Below are 17711 nucleotides of genomic sequence, written 5' to 3' on the forward strand. Positions count from 1 at the left end.
TGCATAGTTTCCTGAAACTTTTTCACAAACAAATCGATATTTTTCTAAACTTATCAACTTTTCAAGTTCTTTTAAATAAACTTTGTGATATAGATCAACATTTCGGCTAAAAAGGTGTACAATACCGCGCCTATAGAATGTGTCTCCTAATTGGAATTTTAATTGTGATTGAAAATTTAAGAAATATTGCCATTATTGCCCACGTTGACCATGGTAAAACGACTTTGGTTGACAAGTTATTAAAACAGTCAGGTACGTTAGATAATCTACGTGGTGACGATAACGAACGTATCATGGACTCTAATGCGCTTGAAAAAGAACGTGGTATTACCATTTTAGCTAAAAATACCGCTATTGATTGGAATGGTTACCGAATTAATATCGTTGACACCCCAGGACATGCTGATTTTGGTGGTGAAGTTGAACGTGTTATGTCGATGGTTGATTCTGTACTATTGCTTGTTGATGCAATGGATGGACCAATGCCACAAACGCGTTTTGTAACGCAAAAAGCATTTGCTTATGGTTTAAAACCGATTGTAGTTATCAATAAAGTTGATCGTCCCGGTGCACGTCCTGATTGGGTTGTTGATCAAGTGTTCGATCTGTTTGTTAATTTAGGGGCTACTGATGAACAGTTAGATTTCCCTATCGTTTATGCTTCAGCATTAATGGGGATCGCAGGTTTAGATCATGAAAATATGGCTGAAGATATGACGCCATTATTTGAAGCGATTGTTAAATATGTTGAGCCTCCAAAAGTAGATTTAGACGGACCATTCCAAATGCAAATTTCTCAACTTGATTATAATAATTATGTTGGTGTTATTGGTATTGGTCGTATTAAACGTGGTCGCGTTAAACCAAATCAACAAGTAACTATCGTTGATAGTGAAGGTAATAAACGGACCGGCAAAGTAGGGCAAGTTCTTGGCCATTTAGGACTACAACGTTATGAAGCTGAAGTTGCCGAAGCTGGCGATATTATTGCATTAACGGGTCTTGGTGAACTCGGTATCTCCGATACAATTTGTGATAATAGCTGCGTTGAAGCATTACCTGCGTTAACTGTTGATGAACCAACTGTAACTATGTTCTTTAATGTCAATAGCTCACCATTTGCTGGTAAAGAGGGTAAATATGTCACTTCTCGTCAAATTCTTGAGCGTTTAAATAAAGAGCTTGTCCATAATGTTGCTCTTCGTGTCGAAGAAACGCCAGATCCCGATGCCTTTAGAGTCTCTGGTCGTGGTGAATTGCATTTGTCAGTACTCATCGAAAATATGCGCCGCGAAGGTTATGAGCTAGGGGTTTCTCGTCCTAAAGTTATCTTTAGAGAAATTGATGGTAAAAAACAAGAACCATTCGAACAAGTTACGCTTGATATTGAAGAACAACATCAAGGTTCAGTGATGGAAGCACTTGGTTTACGTAAAGGTGACCTAACAAATATGCTACCAGATGGTAAAGGTCGCGTACGTTTAGATTATGTCATTCCAAGCCGTGGGCTTATTGGTTTTAGAACTGAATTTATGACCATGACCTCAGGTACCGGTTTGCTTTATTCGACCTTTAGTCATTACGATGATGTTCGTCCAGGCGAAATTGGTCAACGTAATAATGGCGTAATGATTTCAAACGGTACCGGTAAAGCATTGGCTTATGCGCTATATGGCTTACAAGACCGTGGTAAATTATTCTTAGGTCATGGTGCTGAAGTTTATGAAGGTCAAATTATTGGTATTCATACTCGCTCAAACGATTTGACGGTTAACTGTCTAACCGGTAAAAAATTAACCAACATGCGAGCATCAGGTACCGATGAAGCAACAACACTTTCACCACCAATCAAAATGTCATTAGAACAAGCATTAGAGTTTATTGATGATGACGAATTAGTGGAGGTTACACCATTATCGATCCGTTTACGTAAACGTCATTTAACTGAAAATGATCGTAAACGTGCGTATAGAAGTGGTAATAAAGACTAGTGTAGTATTAATGCTACCGTAATACGAAAACCTCGCTGCTTAGCGAGGTCGACTTAATAACAAACCTCGATACAATTCGGGGTTTATTTTTTTTGCAAAAAATAAGCTTTTTAATTTTCGTCTATTTTGATAATAAACGATATTGTTTTCAATGTGCTCAATGAGAACGCTAAAAGCTATTTTTTCCCTGCGACTGGTCTATTCTTTTTATCATTTTTTATAATTTAAGGAAAATAACCGTTGATGTTGTACAAGTATTTTGTACAATGTTTGCGGATTAATTAAGTTTTCAATGAGGAAATATTATGAGGCATATTAGTTATTCAGCAGCGAGAGCAAATTTATCAGCAAAAATGGATGAAGTTGTAAATGACAGAATGCCAACTATTATTACACGTCAGAATGGAGATAATTGTGTCTTAATGTCATATGAAGAATATTCATCTTTAGAAGAAACAGCACGCTTATATCGTTCGCCTGCAAATACAGCTCATTTGTTGCGTTCATTAGAACAAATTAATAGTGGAAAATTGCAAGAGCATGAGTTGAACGATGAATAAATTATTTTCTGATGAGTCTTGGAGTGATTATCTATATTGGCAGAAAACTGATAAAAAAATGATTAAACGCATCAATGAACTTCTTAAAGATATTAGCAGAACACCATTTTCTGACCTAGGTAAGCCCGAAAGCCTAAAGTTTAATTTATCTGGCTATTGGTCAAGAAGGATTGATAGTGAACATAGATTAGTTTATAAAATTGAAAATAATTGCATTATTATTCTATCGTGTCGTTATCATTATTGAAACTAGAAAGTAGCCAACAAAGTTGGCTCAGATTGTTGAACCCCGCTATTTAGCGAGGTTTTTTTTGGCTTTTACTCTGGCAATGGCGTCAGCTATTGACTGTTTACGATCAGTGGGGGTGCTGATCTTGTTTGTCGTCGGCATAGTGCCTGGAAACAAAATGGTTGGTGGAACTAACTGATTATGGCCTAATCGCTGTTGCTTTTTCTGAGTTAGCGCTAACTCTTCTGATTCATTCAATACGCGGCCTAACGTACTTAATGTAATACAGTCTGTTGGGCAAGTATTGATACAATTACTACACGAAGTACATAACTGTGGCAGTATTGTGTGCAATACTTGTTTGCTACCGACAATAGCATCAGTTGGGCAAACACGGATGCATTTGCCACAGCCAATACAGTTTTCTTCGTCAATAAATGCTTTATATTGTTGTTGGGTTTGCATAATCACTTCTTGCATTAACTTAAACCTACAATATTACCATCTTTGTCAATATCAATTTGTCTATAAGCAGGATTAGTGCCTAGTCCTGGCATGGTCATTACATTACCAGCATAAACACGAATAAAACCAGCACCAGCAGATATCGCTAAGTGACTAATATCAACATCAAAATCTGTAGGGACATTTTTTAGATTGGCATCAGCACTAATTGACATGGGGGTTTTAGCAATACAAAGAGGCAAATGATCGAGTTTTAATGCTTCGATCTCTTTGATATTTTCCAGTGCTTGTGCTGATAAATTAGCTTTGTTGGCACCGTATTTTTTTACCATAGTTTGGATTTTATCAGCAAGTGACATGTTGTCAGGATAAGGTAATTTGATCTCACTTGGCATATCACATGCTTTGATAATATGCTCAGCCAGTTTTTCTGCGCCTTTACCGCCTTGAGTGAAAACTTCACTCACTTCACAAGCAAACGCCCCATGCTCAATTGCATATTTTTGTAAAAAGGCTAGTTCTTCTTCACTGTCGTGTGGAAAGCGGTTAATAGCAACAATCACTTGTAGCCCATAACTTTTAGCATTGTTGATATGCCATGCTAAATTAGCCGCACCAATTTCAAGCAGCTCCACATTAGATTCTGAGATTTCTTTTGGAATCGCTTGCCCTGGTTTGATATTATATTTACCGCTGTTAGATTTTAAGCTACGAACCGTTGCAACAAGTACCACACATGAGGCTTTTATTCCTGCTTGGCGATATTTAATATTAAAGAATTTTTCCATGCCCATATCTGAGCCAAAACCAGCTTCGGTTACGACATAATCGGCAAGTTGTAAAGCAATGCGATCGGCAATGACTGATGAGTTGCCATGGGCAATATTAGCAAAAGGTCCTGCATGAATCAGTACCGGCGTATTTTCAACTGTTTGCATCAGGTTTGGATTAATCGCATTTTTAAGTAACACTGTCATAGCGCCCGCAACTTCAAGTTGTTCCGCGGTAATCGCTTCGCCTTGAGTATTATAAGCTAAAATAATACGCCCAATACGCGCTCGCATATCGTGTAAATCTGAGGCTAATGCTAAAATTGCCATAAGTTCTGACGCTGCGGTTATCTCAAAGCCATCTTGACGTGTAATGCCATTAACACCACCACCAACACCAACGGTAATCTTACGAAGTGCACGATCATTATGATCCATCACACGTTTCCACACAATACGATTTACATCGATATTGAGACGCGGCAAGCCCGTTTGTGCGGTAAATTCATCGCCCAAGCGCTCTTCATGATAAAGGCGCGAATCTAATGCGGCTGATGCCAAATCATGAGCGGCGGTAATAGCGTGAATATCACCAGTTAAATGTAGATTTAACGTTTCCATTGGTAATACTTCGGCTTGACCACCGCCAGCAGCACCACCTTTTACACCAAATACAGGGCCTAAACTTGGTTGACGGATACAAGCAATGGCTTTTTTTCCAATATAATTTAAGCCTTCACTTAGCCCGATAGTATTCACCGTTTTTCCCTCACCAAGTGGAGTTGGCGTGATAGCGGTAACTAACACCAATTTGCCGTTAGGTTTGCTTTGGTTGGCTTTAAGAATGGATAAATCGATTTTTGCCACGTGTTTGCCATAAGGCAGGATAAATTCTTCTGGAATGTTGCATTGTTTAGCGATTTCAGTAATTGGGCGTAAAGGCATATTAGTTCTCATCTAACAATAAATTGGACTATCAGTATAAATAATTTAAATAGCCGAATAAAGCGACAATTTTATCTTTATTGATTTTCGGCACAAGTCGCAATTATCTTGTTATAATAACTTAATACATTCAATAAAAGGAAAATAGTTAAATGAATTGGTTTTCTGAGTATTCACTTTTTTTAGCTGAAACAGCAACAGTTGTTATTGCAATTTTAGCGGTACTTATTTTTATATTAAGCCAACGCCGTAAGTCAGCAACGGTGGCAGGGCGTTTATCGGTCAAAGACATTAGTCAAGAATATGAGCAAGTTAAAGATGATATGTTAATGTCAAGTATGGACGAACTAGAAGCTAAGCTGTTTATGAAAGATCTTAAAAAACAGAAAAAACTTGAAAAGAAACAGGCAAAATTAGCGGCTAAACAAAAAAAGAAACAAGTTAACAAGCAAAAAAACTCTGAAGAACAGTCAACGCTAGATAATACAACGCAGCTAGCAGAAAGTAATACCGATCAGCAAGCAAAACCAAAATTGTTTGTATTGTCTTTCAACGGTAGTATGGATGCGCATGAAGTTGAAGAATTACGTCAAGAAATTACCGCTGTATTGGCTGTTATTAAATCAGAGGATAAAGTTGTGGTTAAGCTTGAAAGCCCAGGCGGGGTAGTCCATGGCTATGGGCTTGCAGCATCACAGCTATTACGGTTTAGACAGCGTGATATTCCTTTTACCGCAGTTGTTGATAAAGTTGCGGCAAGTGGTGGGTACATGATGGCATGTACCGCTAACAAAATTGTGGCAGCACCATTTGCCATTGTGGGTTCTATTGGTGTGGTTGCACAAATTCCTAACTTTAATCGCTTACTTAAAAAACATGATGTGGATATTGAGTTACAAACAGCAGGTGCATATAAACGTACGTTAACCATGTTTGGCGAAAACACCGAAGAAGGTCGCCAAAAATTCAAACAGGAATTAGAAGAAACTCATCTTTTATTTAAAGATTTTGTTAAAGAGTATCGTCCAAACGTGGATATCGAACAAGTTGCCACTGGCGAGCACTGGTTTGCGACGCAAGCCAAAGATAAAGGCTTAGTTGACGAAATTAGCACTAGTGATGACTTTATTTTATCTCATTTAAAAACACATAAAATTATCGCTGTTAGTTATCAACGCAAGCAAAAACTATCAGAAAGAATTTCGAAAAACGTCGTAAAAAGTGTCGAAAAATTATTTTTTAGACAAGGAAATGGGCTGTAATAGCCCTTTTTTGATTAAGAAAAATTTTTCGATTTGATCTTTCGTAGTTAATTATACAGGCAGTCATAATTAGCTGCCGTATATTGTTGTGGTTTTTGCATTGTCTAAAATCGTTTGATAATAATTGAAGTATTTATTCCACCAAATGCAAAATTGTTGGTTTGAAAATATTCAATATCTAATTTTCGACCTGTCCCAACTAAATAGTCAAGGTCACCACATGCAGGATCAATATTATTCAGATTAATTGTTGGATTGAACCAACCCGAGTGCATCATTTCAAGTGTTAGCCAGGCTTCTACGGCGCCACATGCTCCAAGAGTATGCCCGAAATAACTTTTTAACGATGAGATAGGAGTTTTATTGCCAAATATTTCGGCAGTTGCATTACTTTCGGCAATATCACCACGATTGGTTGCGGTGCCATGAGCACTGATGTAACCTATATTTTCAGGCGATAGATTAGCTTTTTTTAATGCTTGCTCCATGCATATTTTCATAGTTTCTTTACGTGGTTGAGTGATATGGCTAGCATCACAATTAGTCATAAAACCGACGATTTCGCCATATATTTTTGCTCCTCGCGCCTTTGCGTGCTCATATTCTTCAAGAATCAAAGCGCCAGCTCCTTCACCAATTACTAAACCGTCGCGATTTTTGTCAAATGGGCGAGGGGAACTTTTTGGACTATCATTCTTTTGACTGGTAGCAAATAAAGTATCAAATACTGCTGCTTCTGAGGGACATAATTCTTCTGCACCACCAGCAACCATTGCTGTTTGCATACCATATTTGATTGCTTCATAAGCATAACCAATAGCTTGACTACCTGATGTGCAAGCGCTAGAAGTCGTAATAACTCGTCCTTTCAATCCAAAAAATAATCCAGTATTGACAACAGTAGTATGTGGCATCATTTGTACGTAAGTTGTAGCTGTAATATTGTTGGTATGTTTTTCATTTAGCATTGTTGCAAATGAAGCAACTGGTTGTGTACTACCTGTTGAAGAACCAAAAGCAATTCCTGTTTCACCATTTGCAATAATTGGATCATCAAGTAGCCCCGCTTTTTCAAGGGCTATTTCTGTTGCCTTAGTCGATAATAGGGATACTCTTCCCATGGAGCGTATTTTTTTTCGGGTATAATGCTCAGGGACGGTAAAATTATCGATAGGTGCACCTAATTTTGTGTGCAATCCATCATATATTTCCCATTCGGGCATATATCTCACTGCGTTTTCTAATTTTTTTAACTTTTCTTGTATAGTAATCCAGTCATTACCAAATGCTGTAACACCACCCATCCCTGTTATGACAACTCTTTTAGTCATATCATCCCTCCGTTGATTGAAATTACTTGGCGTGTTATATATCCCGCTATATCAGACATCAAATAACTTGCTAATCCCGCCACTTCATTCACTTGTCCCATGCGTTTTAATGGTATTATTTTCATTGCTTCTTGTAATGCAATAGGTTCCATATCTAATATACCCGTATCAATTAAACCAGGTGCAATACAATTTACTGTGATTTTACGTTTAGCAAGCTCAAGCGCTAGAGCTTTGCTTGCTCCAATTAAACCGGCTTTTGCAGCACTATAATTAACTTGCCCACGATTACCCATCAAACCAGAAATTGAAGATATCACAATAATCCGTCCGCCGTTACGAAGTCCTATCATTGGCATAATGCAAGGATGCAAAACATTGTAAAAACTGTCAAGATCGGTATGAATGACATTATTCCAATCATCGTCGGTTAAAGCTGGGAAAGCACCATCACGGATGATACCTGCATTATTTACAACACCATAATATGCGCCATGAAGTTCGATATCAGCTTCAATGGTTTGTTTACATTGTATACGATTACTTACATCAAATTGTATTAATCGAGCCGTACCGCCTGTTTTTTCAATATCATTTTTTGTCTCAATCGCACCTTGTTTATCATTATGGTAGTGAACTACAATTGCAAAGCCATCTTGTGAAAGTTTGCAAGCAATAGCTTTGCCAATTCCTTTACTGGCGCCAGTTACCAGGATTGTTCGTTTCATTTCTTTTCTTCTCCTAATCGATTTTGGCCAAATAAATAATCTAATTCAGTTTGATCGGGTTCATAAACATTGAGTTTTCCTGAAACGACACATTGATCGTCGATCTTTATTTGACAATCGAAATTAGCTAGTTTGGTATCAAAAAGAACCAAGTTTGCATGTATAATCAAATTGCTGTAGTGGGGAAAGGTTGGTAATGATGTTTTGATTGATCTTCCACCTAATAACATACCTAATTGTGGTTTTTTATTGTTAATAATACCATGGTATCCATTCCATATACCAATGGTTTGAGCCATTAATTCAATGGTATATAAATTGGGTAATTCATTATTTTCGTTTAAAAAAGGTGCCAGAATACCATTTTTATTAACTTGAACACTACAGATGCATTGTTCATCATCAATTAAATGAACTTTTTCTACCATGACCATTGGTTTTTCATGAGGTAAATAATAAATCGCTGGGTAATATTGCATTATATTTTTCCAATAATTAGAGATGCATTGTTACCACCAAATGCAAAAGAATTTGACATTATAACTGGAGCATTTAATGTCATGCGATTTGTAACAATATTGATTTTGTCGAGAGTTTCATCAAATGGTGAGATTGAAAAATCCTGTTGTGGTAAATAAATATCTTGGTGAAGTAATAAGGTGCTAATGGCTAATTCTGTCGCTGCAGCACTACCTAAAGTATGACCGGTAAGATGTTTAGTTGAGCTACATGGTGGTAAATTTCGATTGAATAGGCGATAAACAGCTTTACTTTCTGCAAGATCATTCAATATTGTTGCTGTTCCATGAAGGTTGATATAACCAATGTCATTGGTCGTTAATTTTGCATCATTTAAAGCTGCATACATTGCTTTTTCAGCCCCTAATCCTTCTGGATGGGGTGATGAAATATGATGTGCATCGGATGATTCCCCAGTACCTAAAATAGCGATATTGCTTGTTTCTTCTTTGGTAAGTAAAAATATAGCGCTTGCTTCGCCAATATTAATTCCATTTCGGTTTTGTGCAAAAGGCATACATGGACTTGCCGAAAGTGATTCAAGCGCATTAAATCCATTAATTGGCATTCGGCTTAGGCTATCTGCCCCTCCAACAATTGCTGCATCAACTATGCCTGACTCAATCAATCTTTTACCACTAATAATTGCTTTAGCACTAGATGTGCAGGCTGTTGATATTGTGTAACTAGGGCCTTTTAAACCAAGCAAAGCTGTTAAAAAGCACGATGGATCACCTAACTCTTGTTGATTATAAGAAAAGGATTGCAAATGACTATGTTTTTGTAGGTAATGTTTTAAATTGACATCCCCTTCATGAATACCCGAGGTGCTTGTCCCCATAATAATTGCTATTCGTTTATTTCCGTGGCGTAAAATAGCATCATCAATTTCTGATTGAATTTGTAAGTAAGCTCCATACAGTAATCGGTTATTCCGTGTTGCATATTGCGACAAATGTTTAGGTATTTTAGGTAAATCAGTTTTGACTTTACCTAGCCATGTTTTTTGGTTGTTTAGTAACCAACCGCTTTCTTCAATTAAACAATGAGATGCACAATATAGTTTAAGTAGCTTCTGTTTAATTTCATTTATAGAATTACCTAAAGTATTGATTGCCCCAAGAGCTGTAATATAAATCATTTATTTTGTATCCATACTTTGTATTGCGATTTTATAACCAAATATATGATGCTTAATTTGAGTCGGTTTTCTTATCTTAGCAGATGGTTGTTCTGCATAGGCTATATCAATTATGATTTCTTGTTTATTATTGATCAATGTTCTATGTAATTCGCTATCAATGAGTTGCCAACCTGCGGGTAACACGGTCTGCCACTCTTTTATAGGTAAAATACTTAGCATAATATCAGATAAAACTTGTTCAGGCGCCGGTAGCTCTTTAATAAAAATATTGTGTTTTGTTTTTACTAGCTTTCCATCATAGTCAATTTCAAATAACTTGAAGCCTAGAGCAGAAAGACCAATTACTTTTAATTGGTTGTTGTTAATATCGACTATGGCAATAATTGAGTTTTCCAGATCATTATATTTAAATTTTAATAGTTGTTGATCATGATAATGTTGTTTTATATTTATTATTGGAAGATTAATTTTAACTTCTCTGGTGAGCCATGCTTGAGATTGTGTTTTATTTGCACAGCCAGCTACTAATATCACTAACATCATTATGGTTAAAACTAAATATTTTTTCATTATGTATTACCTATTCTGAATTTTTTATGATTTTTCTTAATAATTTATGTGTTTTTTATAGCTAATGGTGCAAATATAAAGGCGGCAAAAATGCCACTTGTTAACACTATTCCAAAACACATTATGGCATTTGTGTGGCTAATTATCAGTAGTCCAAAGGATAATAAGGTTGTTAGAGCTGCCATTGTAACTGCTAATAAGGCACTTTTGGTTTGGCATTTATAATTACCTAAAAAGAGACTATAGTCGATACCAATACCAATGACAAGAATGAGTGCTAACATTGAAAATAGATTCAATGGTTGGTGAATGATGCCATGTACAGATAGAGCAACTCCAATTGATAGTAATGTCGGTAGGGTGCTTTTTAATGCTGTAATTAAGCCATATTTGCGATTGTAGAAAATAAAGCAGATACAGATAACAATTACCGCACCTGTAATTAATTGAGATAAGTGTATTCTATAGTTGGTAAACATATTATTAAATTCAGTATGGCGATCAAGCCAATAGATGCCATTATTTATTTGTGATAATGCATTGATCTCGCTTAATTGTTTAACGTTACCAATAGGTATTAATGTTGCACTTTTACCGTTTGGTAGTGATAGCCATAGTAAATTTTGCCCTTGACTAATTTCGCTTTTTACCCAGATTTCTGGTGTGATAAAACTGTTTGAATCTTCAGTATCTGGTACTTTAACATTGATACCTATTTGTTTGAGCGAAGATAAAATTTCAGGTGTATATTTGTTTATTAAAGCAATATTATGTTGTTGTTTTTCAATTGAGGGTAAAGTAATGGTTTGATATTGTTGAAAGACACCACGCTGTTTTGCTTGTTCTAATTTTGGCAGAAACGATTCAAGCCGTTGTAATGTTTGTTCTGCTGTATCACCAAATACGATAAACCATTTTTGATCCGAGGATTGGTGAGTAATATTTATTATATCTTGCTCTTCTTTTTGGATATCAGCAGGTAAAGCTTGTAACTTGCTGATATCATCATCAATTTCTAAATTATTAAAACCATAACTAATAAATACTATTGCAACTGATAAAGTTATCCATTGCATATTTTTATTTTTCCACAATTTAAGCCAAAAGGTGAAGAAGCGATGTCCGACATTTTGGCGTACAGGTATTTTCTTTACTAAGAAAGGATACCAGCAAGTGACAGTTAAAAAGGCGCCAATTAAACCAAATACAGCAAAAATAGATAGCTGTTTTAACCCTGAGAATGGTGCAATTAACAAAATAAGATAAGCAATAAAACTGGTGCACAATGCGATAGTTAAGGTTGATATTAGTTTTTTTAAACTGACATAAGGTGATTCATTATTGCCATGAAGTAATCGTTCAGTTAGATAATGTAATGAATAATCAATGGTTATTCCAATTACGCTAGTACTCATTACTAGCGTCATAACGTGAATTTCGCCAAATATCATTAATACTGCGACTAATCCACAAACAAAACCAATTAAAATTGATAATAGAGAAAGAAGAATAGGAGTAATAGAGCGAAATACAGCAATTATCAATACAATAATACCGATGATTGAAAGGCTTCCTATTGTGGAAATATCTTTTTTAGCTTCAATACTTGCATTATCGCTGTAGAAAAGCACACCTCGCTTTAATATTTCTGTCCCGGGATAATTTGTTTTTAATTGTTCACTTAATGTTTCCAGCGCGGTAACGATTTGGTGTGATTGGTTTAAATCAAATGAAGAACCATTAAGCTGAGCATAAATCATGTACCATACATTACCTTGTTTATCTTGACCTGTTAACCAATTATTTTTAATGGTTAGATTTCCCGTATTGCTAAGTTGTTTTAATTGCGAGGCACGAGTAAGTAGTAACGGATCTTTATTCAGTTCTGTTGCACTTATTCCACTAAATGGTGAGTATATTTGGCTTTGAATCCAAGCAAAATGTTTATGTGTTTTTAACCTTTCAATCGTATTTTCATCCATTAACTGATAACGATATTTATAAGCAAATTCTCCCCAATTTTTTTGAAATTGATCATCAAAATGTCCATTAATTTGATTAAAAATGGAAAGTTTTTGTAAGTGATGATACCACCAGTTTACTGGCTCTAAATTATTGGGATTGGTGGGTTTAATTAACCAAACAAGTTGTTTATCAAGCCTATCTTGGAAGCCATTAATAAGTTCAGTTGGAACATGGTTAGTTTGTTCCTTAGGTAGTAAGGATAAAACGCTACTATTGAGTTTACTGTTAGAAATAAGGTAGCAGGCAGCTAACAGTAAGCAAATAACAGTAATAACCCATAAAATTGCTTTATGTTTAAGTTTTATTATCTTATTTGAATAGCAATTGTTCATGTTTTGTTAGTTTTGATGTTTTGTGATTTTTAAATGTAATTAAAGTTTTATCGTTTTGTTTATCATCTATAGTGATAGTTTGTAGGTATGTGTTACCGTTTAATATTATTTGTTTAAAAATTTTATTTAACGGAGCATTTTTGGGCGTAAGTATAAGCGTCCATTGTTGATTTTTTTCTGACAGTATTACGTCAAAATTATTTTCTAGTATTTGCTTATCAGCAGTAAAAATTGCTGTTAATAAATGATTAAATTGAAATAGCTGAGGTTGGCTCTCCGCAGTAATTATTTGAGGTTGTTGTTCGTCGATACTTTGTTCCATTCGCTGTTGATTCATTTTTAACGTCATGGTAAAAGGTGTTTGTTGGTGCCACCATAATCCTAAATTTTGAGAAATAATCATTTTTCCTGTTGAATGTAATGGAGTTGATAGCCCATTTATGTAACGTGCTTGTATAAAATCAGCACGAATAATATTCTGTTTATTAAATTGTTGTTGTAAATCTTCTAGGGTAATTGAATAGGTCAATGTGGAAAAGCACATAACCATTATGGTAATTGCCGTGACTAAGTATTTCTTCATTTTTATAATCCAAAACGTTCTAAAAAAATTGGAGGCGTAATAAAACACATCTCTTGAGTTGATGCTGATATAGCTACTTGAATTGTGTAGCCAGATGTTGTTTTTTTTCCTGTCAAACAATCTATTATTGTGTAATTAATTTTTATGCGATGTTCATATTCTTTTAAGGTAGCAATAATTTGCAAGGTTTGTTCAGCGATTGTTGGCGCAATATATTTTACTCTAGCATCAACAATAGGCCAAAGATAACCCGAGTCAATCATCTGTTTGTAACCATAATTAAATTTTTGGAATAAAGCTTCTCTTGCTTTTTCAAAAAATTTCAGATAGTTACCGTGCCAAACCACACCCATTGCATCTGTATCATGGAATGAAGTGGTATATTCAATAGTCGAACTATGTTCAAAATTATTTTTCATTTTTATCTGTATCTTTATTTAATTTGTTTGGTGTAGGAGGGGTAAATCGCCAAAAATCGTAAAAGTTAAACCAATCCAGTGGAGAAATAAGGCAGTAATGTTCTAATCTTTTTGCATAATCTTGTATAATTCTATTTAGCTCATTTTGTCGATTTTGTCTTGGTAACAAAATTCCATCCGAAAAATGCTCAAAATAGATTTGAAAGCGTCCATTAGGTTTTAGTCCCCAAATTAAATAAACTGGATAACCTAAAGCAGAAGATAAAATAAACGGGCCTTTCGGAAAAGGGGCAAGGTCACCTAAGAAATTAGCCCAACTAATTGAGTTATCCGGCATTCTTTGATGCGGATTGCTTGATGTTCTATCGCCAACAATAGCAACCCATTCACCATTATCTAGTTTTTCTTTTAGTAAAATAGCGGTACTGGGACCCAAAGTATCTACTTGGATTAAATTAATTGCAGATGCTTGATTGACTTCTTGTAATACTTGCTGAAAACGCATAGCATGTTTTTTGAAAACAAGTGCATTAATTTTTATATTATGCGATAACTCGGCAAGTGCTCTACACATTTCTATATCACCAAGATGTGAACAAATTAAAATAATACCTCGTTTATTAGAAATAATATCTAAGCATTCTTGATTGTTGGGAAAATAAAGTTGATCAAGTTTGATGTCGCCATTCCAACTGGCTATTTTATCAAGTAGCGATTCACCAAATCGCTGGAAATGATGAAATGTGGTAAGCTGTTTTTTTTCAACATAAGGGATCTGGTCGTAAAAGTTTTTTATTTTTTCTAAATAGGATTTTGATACTTGGCGTTGCATGTTTCCAGTTAACCAAAAATAGGTAATAACTGGATACATAATCAACTTTGCAAAATTTCGCCCAAAAAGTTGATAAAGTTTTAGAATAAACCTGATGCCAAATAGTCCTTTCCTTTCAGGTGTCTGCGACCAGTGTCTTTGTTCTTTATTTTTGTATTGTTTCCTTCTAAGTAACAAAGGTAAGCGTGGAATCATTCCAAAAAATAAACGTGTGTGCATCCAAGATATTCGAACATTATCTTTAAATGCGTTGAAATGTGATATACCATCTTTAGGGTAAGTTACATGTGTAGGCACGAAAATAGATGGTGTACCTTGCCAGTACAATCTCACCATGATATCTGTATCGAAATCCATTCTTTTGCCTATTTTAATCTGTTTTATAAGGTCAAGTGTTTGCTGTAGTGGGTAAATACGAAATCCACACATGCTATCTTTGATTGAGAATGATAAGGTTTCAACCCATACCCAAAAATGTGTTATATATCTAGCGATTAATCGATGTTTAGGTACAGAGTTGTCATAGACAGGATAACCAGATATTAAGGCATCGGGATTAAGCTGTGATTGTTCTAGTAGTTGTTTAACAGATTGGCTATCATGTTGCCCATCAGCATCTATTTGTATTGCATGTGTGAAACCATGGTTAAGCGCATATTCGAGACCCGCCATGACTGCTGCGCCTTTTCCTTGATTAGTTGCTAAGTGTAATAGTGTTACCCAAGGATATAAGGCTGAGATTTGTTCCAGTTTTAGTGCTGCATCAGTTGAACTACCATCATCGATTAAAATACATTCTAATTGATAAGGTTCAATATTTTTCAAAACTGTAGGTAAGGTTTCACTATGATTGTAAGACGGAATAACAAAACAGTAGTTAGTTAGTAAGGAATATTGTGCTAATGACATAACGAGAGCTTCCCTGTGCTTGCTACTTTATTGCTATTTGGTGTGATAATAGTATAGCTAAATTCTAATTTTTTTATTTTTTCATACCATGCTAGGTGTAAAATAAGGCGATCTTTGGGAAGAACTGGGCATTGAAATTTGATTACATCAATGGATAATAAGCGCAATGAGTTATCAAAATATTTTTGGGTGTAATAGATTACCCAGTTAAGTTGGGTAACTCCTGGTAATAAAGGTTGCGATTTAAAATGGCCTTCAAACCAAAAAAGATCAGGCGAGATTGTTAGTTCAATATTAGCAGAGGTTTTGCTAATATTAATTGTCTTTTCCTTAGTAAACTTTTTTTTCATTGTTTTTCTGGTGCATCAAATAATATTTTTAAATCAATATAAGAGCATTTCCCTTGAGCGTTTTGGGGTAAAAATTCAACAAATCGCCATTTTTTAGGTATTTCGATTAATGATAATGTATCTTTCAATAAAAGTCGAAAATATTGTGTTAATTCGAAATGTTTATATTCATGTAATAGTTGTTTATATGGTAAAGATAGCTCGATTACTGCGCCAAGTATTGTTCGATTGTTTTGTTCTAGTGGAATAACAATAGCTTGTGCTACTTCATCAAGTTGATTAAATTGTTTTTCAATGAATGTTAGTGATACTCTGTTTTCGGATATTTTTATAATTTTATCTATTCGCCCATTTAGGTAAAAATGATTGTTATCTATTTTCTTTATTTCGTCATGTAATGGTTCAGGTTGGGTTAATAACGGTGAAATTAATAAAGGTGGTTTTGATTGTTTACATTCTATACGCATTGATGGGAATAATTGCCAAAATATATCGGCTTGTGTTTGTTGACGAGTTGCAATGATACCTGTTTCGCTTGAGCCATATATCTCATTAGGAAGAACACCATAGCTTTTCTGGCATAATAGTGCTTCTTTATATGCAAGTTTTCCTCCAGATGAAATTACTTTATCACAATTTATTGTTGGTAATTTGTCATCTAAATTTTTGAGAATTGATGGTGTTGTAATGTAGATAATTTTTTTATGACTCTGAGTGGTTAGTTGTTCTTGATAAAGCACTGGTTCACAAATAAACGGGATTTTACAACAGAGTGGTAACATTATTTTAAATGTTAACCCATACATATGCTCATGGGAAACCGAGGCAATAAATAGATCATTTTTAAACTCCCTCCACTCGGATATAAGTATATCAATCTCTAATTCAAGTTGAGAAATTGATTTTTCAATTGGTTTCGGTAATCCAGTAGAGCCTGAAGTAAACAGTATTAATTTGCTATTTTTAAATCCAGAAGCTATTAACTGTTCTTCTGTAATTGTACGATTTTTATCAATTTGGTTGATATCGATGATTTGTTTGCATAAAAACTGTTGATTGGTAAATTTAATATCATCGATTAATAGTGCGTCGTAGTGCTCCTCCATTTCTTTTGGGTGAGGATTTATTAATATAGGTTGCTTACCAGAATAGAGAAGTGCCAATAAACCTGCAATAAAATTAAAACTATCTTGCATGCGTAATGCCCAACGCTTGTTAGGGTGATTATTCAGTACATTAGTTATTTTTAAAACCTGCTTTTTTAACTCACCTATCGTTAAAGGCTGGTTATTTCTAAATGCTACAATTTCATGTTCTTGTCGTAATAGCTGCTTTGACAATAACATTAGTGTTGTACTTTCTGACGTATTAACCATTCTCCCCCCATAAATAAACCAATCAAAATATAGCTAATTAAACCATTATACATAGTCCACCAGTACATGTTATTTATCAAGCAAGTTATTAAAGCTATAGCTCCATTAAAAATAAAAAATAAACACCAATATAATGTAACTTTTCGGATATATAAGATAGCTTCTACAGATAAATTTGCATGTTTTAATCTGGCAAATTTTTCTACCATTGTTTGTGGTTGATATAAGGAGTAATAAAAGGCGATAAAAAATAATAGGTTCACTAATACAGGATAAAAAAGGAGTATTTGATATTTAGCACATAACCAACTCATCAACGCCAAAGATAAACCTATACATGCAATAGTCTTTGCCATCCAGCGCATATTTGA

At 34.9% G+C, this 17711-nt stretch carries 17 protein-coding genes and 1 pseudogene; 4 read left to right on the forward strand and 14 right to left on the reverse strand.

Annotated elements, in window-relative coordinates:
* Positions 1–164: 164 nt before the first annotated feature.
* The 3 genes from typA to ACYIAL_RS01965 all read left to right on the forward strand — a co-directional run bounded on the left by typA (position 165) and on the right by ACYIAL_RS01965 (position 2798).
* The gene (typA, locus tag ACYIAL_RS01955) at positions 165–1991 is read left to right on the forward strand and encodes a ribosome-dependent GTPase TypA (RefSeq protein ID WP_174796198.1); all 1827 of its coding nucleotides are present in this window, start codon (positions 165–167) and stop codon (positions 1989–1991) included.
* 305 nt (positions 1992–2296) lie between these two features.
* Positions 2297–2551: a type II toxin-antitoxin system prevent-host-death family antitoxin gene (locus tag ACYIAL_RS01960; RefSeq protein WP_174796199.1), complete on the forward strand. Its 255-nt coding sequence runs from the start codon at positions 2297–2299 to the stop codon at positions 2549–2551.
* A complete protein-coding gene (locus tag ACYIAL_RS01965; protein ID WP_174796200.1) occupies positions 2544–2798 on the forward strand; it encodes a Txe/YoeB family addiction module toxin in 255 nt (84 codons plus the stop codon). Before ACYIAL_RS01960 ends, ACYIAL_RS01965 begins: the two co-directional genes overlap by 8 nt.
* A gap of 45 nt (positions 2799–2843) precedes the next feature.
* Here ACYIAL_RS01965 and ACYIAL_RS01970 read toward each other — a convergent pair.
* Positions 2844–3233: pseudogene (locus tag ACYIAL_RS01970) on the reverse strand (RnfABCDGE type electron transport complex subunit B); the annotation flags it as partial.
* 26 nt (positions 3234–3259) lie between these two features.
* A complete protein-coding gene (locus tag ACYIAL_RS01975; RefSeq protein WP_483750825.1) occupies positions 3260–4972 on the reverse strand; it encodes a formate--tetrahydrofolate ligase in 1713 nt (570 codons plus the stop codon).
* Between the two features lie 140 nt (positions 4973–5112).
* Between ACYIAL_RS01975 and sohB the strand changes: the two genes are divergently transcribed.
* Complete coding sequence (gene sohB, locus ACYIAL_RS01980; RefSeq protein WP_483750826.1) at positions 5113–6222, forward strand: protease SohB; 1110 nt, start codon at positions 5113–5115, stop codon at positions 6220–6222.
* A gap of 104 nt (positions 6223–6326) precedes the next feature.
* Here sohB and ACYIAL_RS01985 read toward each other — a convergent pair whose 3' ends face one another.
* Genes ACYIAL_RS01985 through ACYIAL_RS02040 form a run of 12 tightly spaced genes read right to left on the reverse strand, consistent with a single transcriptional unit; the run spans position 6327 to position 17696 of the window.
* Positions 6327–7553, reverse strand: a complete 1227-nt coding sequence (locus ACYIAL_RS01985) for a beta-ketoacyl-ACP synthase (protein WP_174796204.1) — start codon at positions 7551–7553, stop codon at positions 6327–6329.
* Entirely contained in the window at positions 7550–8281 is a 732-nt protein-coding gene (locus ACYIAL_RS01990; RefSeq protein ID WP_174796205.1) for a 3-ketoacyl-ACP reductase FabG2, read from the reverse strand. Before ACYIAL_RS01990 ends, ACYIAL_RS01985 begins: the two co-directional genes overlap by 4 nt.
* A complete protein-coding gene (locus ACYIAL_RS01995; RefSeq protein WP_483750827.1) occupies positions 8278–8760 on the reverse strand; it encodes a hotdog family protein in 483 nt (160 codons plus the stop codon). Before ACYIAL_RS01995 ends, ACYIAL_RS01990 begins: the two co-directional genes overlap by 4 nt.
* Positions 8760–9941 (reverse strand): beta-ketoacyl-[acyl-carrier-protein] synthase family protein, encoded by a 1182-nt coding sequence (locus ACYIAL_RS02000; protein ID WP_174796206.1) that lies wholly within the window; start codon positions 9939–9941, stop codon positions 8760–8762. The genes ACYIAL_RS01995 and ACYIAL_RS02000 overlap by 1 nt, the downstream gene beginning before the upstream one ends.
* Positions 9942–10514, reverse strand: coding sequence for a DUF3261 domain-containing protein (locus ACYIAL_RS02005; protein ID WP_174796207.1), 573 nt, complete (start codon positions 10512–10514; stop codon positions 9942–9944). It lies immediately after the preceding gene.
* 44 nt (positions 10515–10558) lie between these two features.
* Complete coding sequence (locus ACYIAL_RS02010; protein ID WP_483750828.1) at positions 10559–12871, reverse strand: MMPL family transporter; 2313 nt, start codon at positions 12869–12871, stop codon at positions 10559–10561.
* On the reverse strand, positions 12849–13454 hold the full coding sequence (locus ACYIAL_RS02015; RefSeq protein WP_174796209.1) for an outer membrane lipoprotein carrier protein LolA: 606 nt from the start codon (positions 13452–13454) through the stop codon (positions 12849–12851). The genes ACYIAL_RS02010 and ACYIAL_RS02015 overlap by 23 nt, the downstream gene beginning before the upstream one ends.
* A 2-nt stretch (positions 13455–13456) precedes the next feature.
* The gene (locus ACYIAL_RS02020; RefSeq protein ID WP_174796210.1) at positions 13457–13873 is read right to left on the reverse strand and encodes an acyl-CoA thioesterase; all 417 of its coding nucleotides are present in this window, start codon (positions 13871–13873) and stop codon (positions 13457–13459) included.
* Positions 13863–15614, reverse strand: coding sequence for a glycosyltransferase family 2 protein (locus ACYIAL_RS02025; protein WP_483750829.1), 1752 nt, complete (start codon positions 15612–15614; stop codon positions 13863–13865). Before ACYIAL_RS02025 ends, ACYIAL_RS02020 begins: the two co-directional genes overlap by 11 nt.
* Complete coding sequence (locus ACYIAL_RS02030; RefSeq protein WP_174796212.1) at positions 15605–15964, reverse strand: ApeI family dehydratase; 360 nt, start codon at positions 15962–15964, stop codon at positions 15605–15607. Before ACYIAL_RS02030 ends, ACYIAL_RS02025 begins: the two co-directional genes overlap by 10 nt.
* A complete protein-coding gene (locus tag ACYIAL_RS02035) occupies positions 15961–17340 on the reverse strand; it encodes an AMP-binding protein (protein ID WP_174796213.1) in 1380 nt (459 codons plus the stop codon). The genes ACYIAL_RS02030 and ACYIAL_RS02035 overlap by 4 nt, the downstream gene beginning before the upstream one ends.
* The gene (locus ACYIAL_RS02040; protein WP_483750830.1) at positions 17310–17696 is read right to left on the reverse strand and encodes a COG4648 family protein; all 387 of its coding nucleotides are present in this window, start codon (positions 17694–17696) and stop codon (positions 17310–17312) included. The genes ACYIAL_RS02035 and ACYIAL_RS02040 overlap by 31 nt, the downstream gene beginning before the upstream one ends.
* Positions 17697–17711 lie beyond the last annotated feature (15 nt).

Source organism: Gilliamella sp. X-57, from assembly GCF_057063565.1.

Bases quoted from the DNA above. Each gene is read 5' to 3' on its own strand.
- ACYIAL_RS01960 (WP_174796199.1), top strand. From the start codon at position 2,297: ATGAGGCATATTAGTTATTCAGCAGCGAGAGCAAATTTATCAGCAAAA.
- ACYIAL_RS01965 (WP_174796200.1), top strand. From the start codon at position 2,544: ATGAATAAATTATTTTCTGATGAGTCTTGGAGTGATTATCTATATTGG.
- ACYIAL_RS01975 (WP_483750825.1), bottom strand. From the start codon at position 4,972: ATGAGAACTAATATGCCTTTACGCCCAATTACTGAAATCGCTAAACAA.
- sohB (WP_483750826.1), top strand. From the start codon at position 5,113: ATGAATTGGTTTTCTGAGTATTCACTTTTTTTAGCTGAAACAGCAACA.
- ACYIAL_RS01985 (WP_174796204.1), bottom strand. From the start codon at position 7,553: ATGACTAAAAGAGTTGTCATAACAGGGATGGGTGGTGTTACAGCATTT.
- ACYIAL_RS01990 (WP_174796205.1), bottom strand. From the start codon at position 8,281: ATGAAACGAACAATCCTGGTAACTGGCGCCAGTAAAGGAATTGGCAAA.
- ACYIAL_RS01995 (WP_483750827.1), bottom strand. From the start codon at position 8,760: ATGCAATATTACCCAGCGATTTATTATTTACCTCATGAAAAACCAATG.
- ACYIAL_RS02000 (WP_174796206.1), bottom strand. From the start codon at position 9,941: ATGATTTATATTACAGCTCTTGGGGCAATCAATACTTTAGGTAATTCT.
- ACYIAL_RS02005 (WP_174796207.1), bottom strand. From the start codon at position 10,514: ATGAAAAAATATTTAGTTTTAACCATAATGATGTTAGTGATATTAGTA.
- ACYIAL_RS02010 (WP_483750828.1), bottom strand. From the start codon at position 12,871: ATGAACAATTGCTATTCAAATAAGATAATAAAACTTAAACATAAAGCA.
- ACYIAL_RS02015 (WP_174796209.1), bottom strand. From the start codon at position 13,454: ATGAAGAAATACTTAGTCACGGCAATTACCATAATGGTTATGTGCTTT.
- ACYIAL_RS02020 (WP_174796210.1), bottom strand. From the start codon at position 13,873: ATGAAAAATAATTTTGAACATAGTTCGACTATTGAATATACCACTTCA.
- ACYIAL_RS02025 (WP_483750829.1), bottom strand. From the start codon at position 15,614: ATGTCATTAGCACAATATTCCTTACTAACTAACTACTGTTTTGTTATT.
- ACYIAL_RS02030 (WP_174796212.1), bottom strand. From the start codon at position 15,964: ATGAAAAAAAAGTTTACTAAGGAAAAGACAATTAATATTAGCAAAACC.
- ACYIAL_RS02035 (WP_174796213.1), bottom strand. From the start codon at position 17,340: ATGGTTAATACGTCAGAAAGTACAACACTAATGTTATTGTCAAAGCAG.
- ACYIAL_RS02040 (WP_483750830.1), bottom strand. From the start codon at position 17,696: ATGGCAAAGACTATTGCATGTATAGGTTTATCTTTGGCGTTGATGAGT.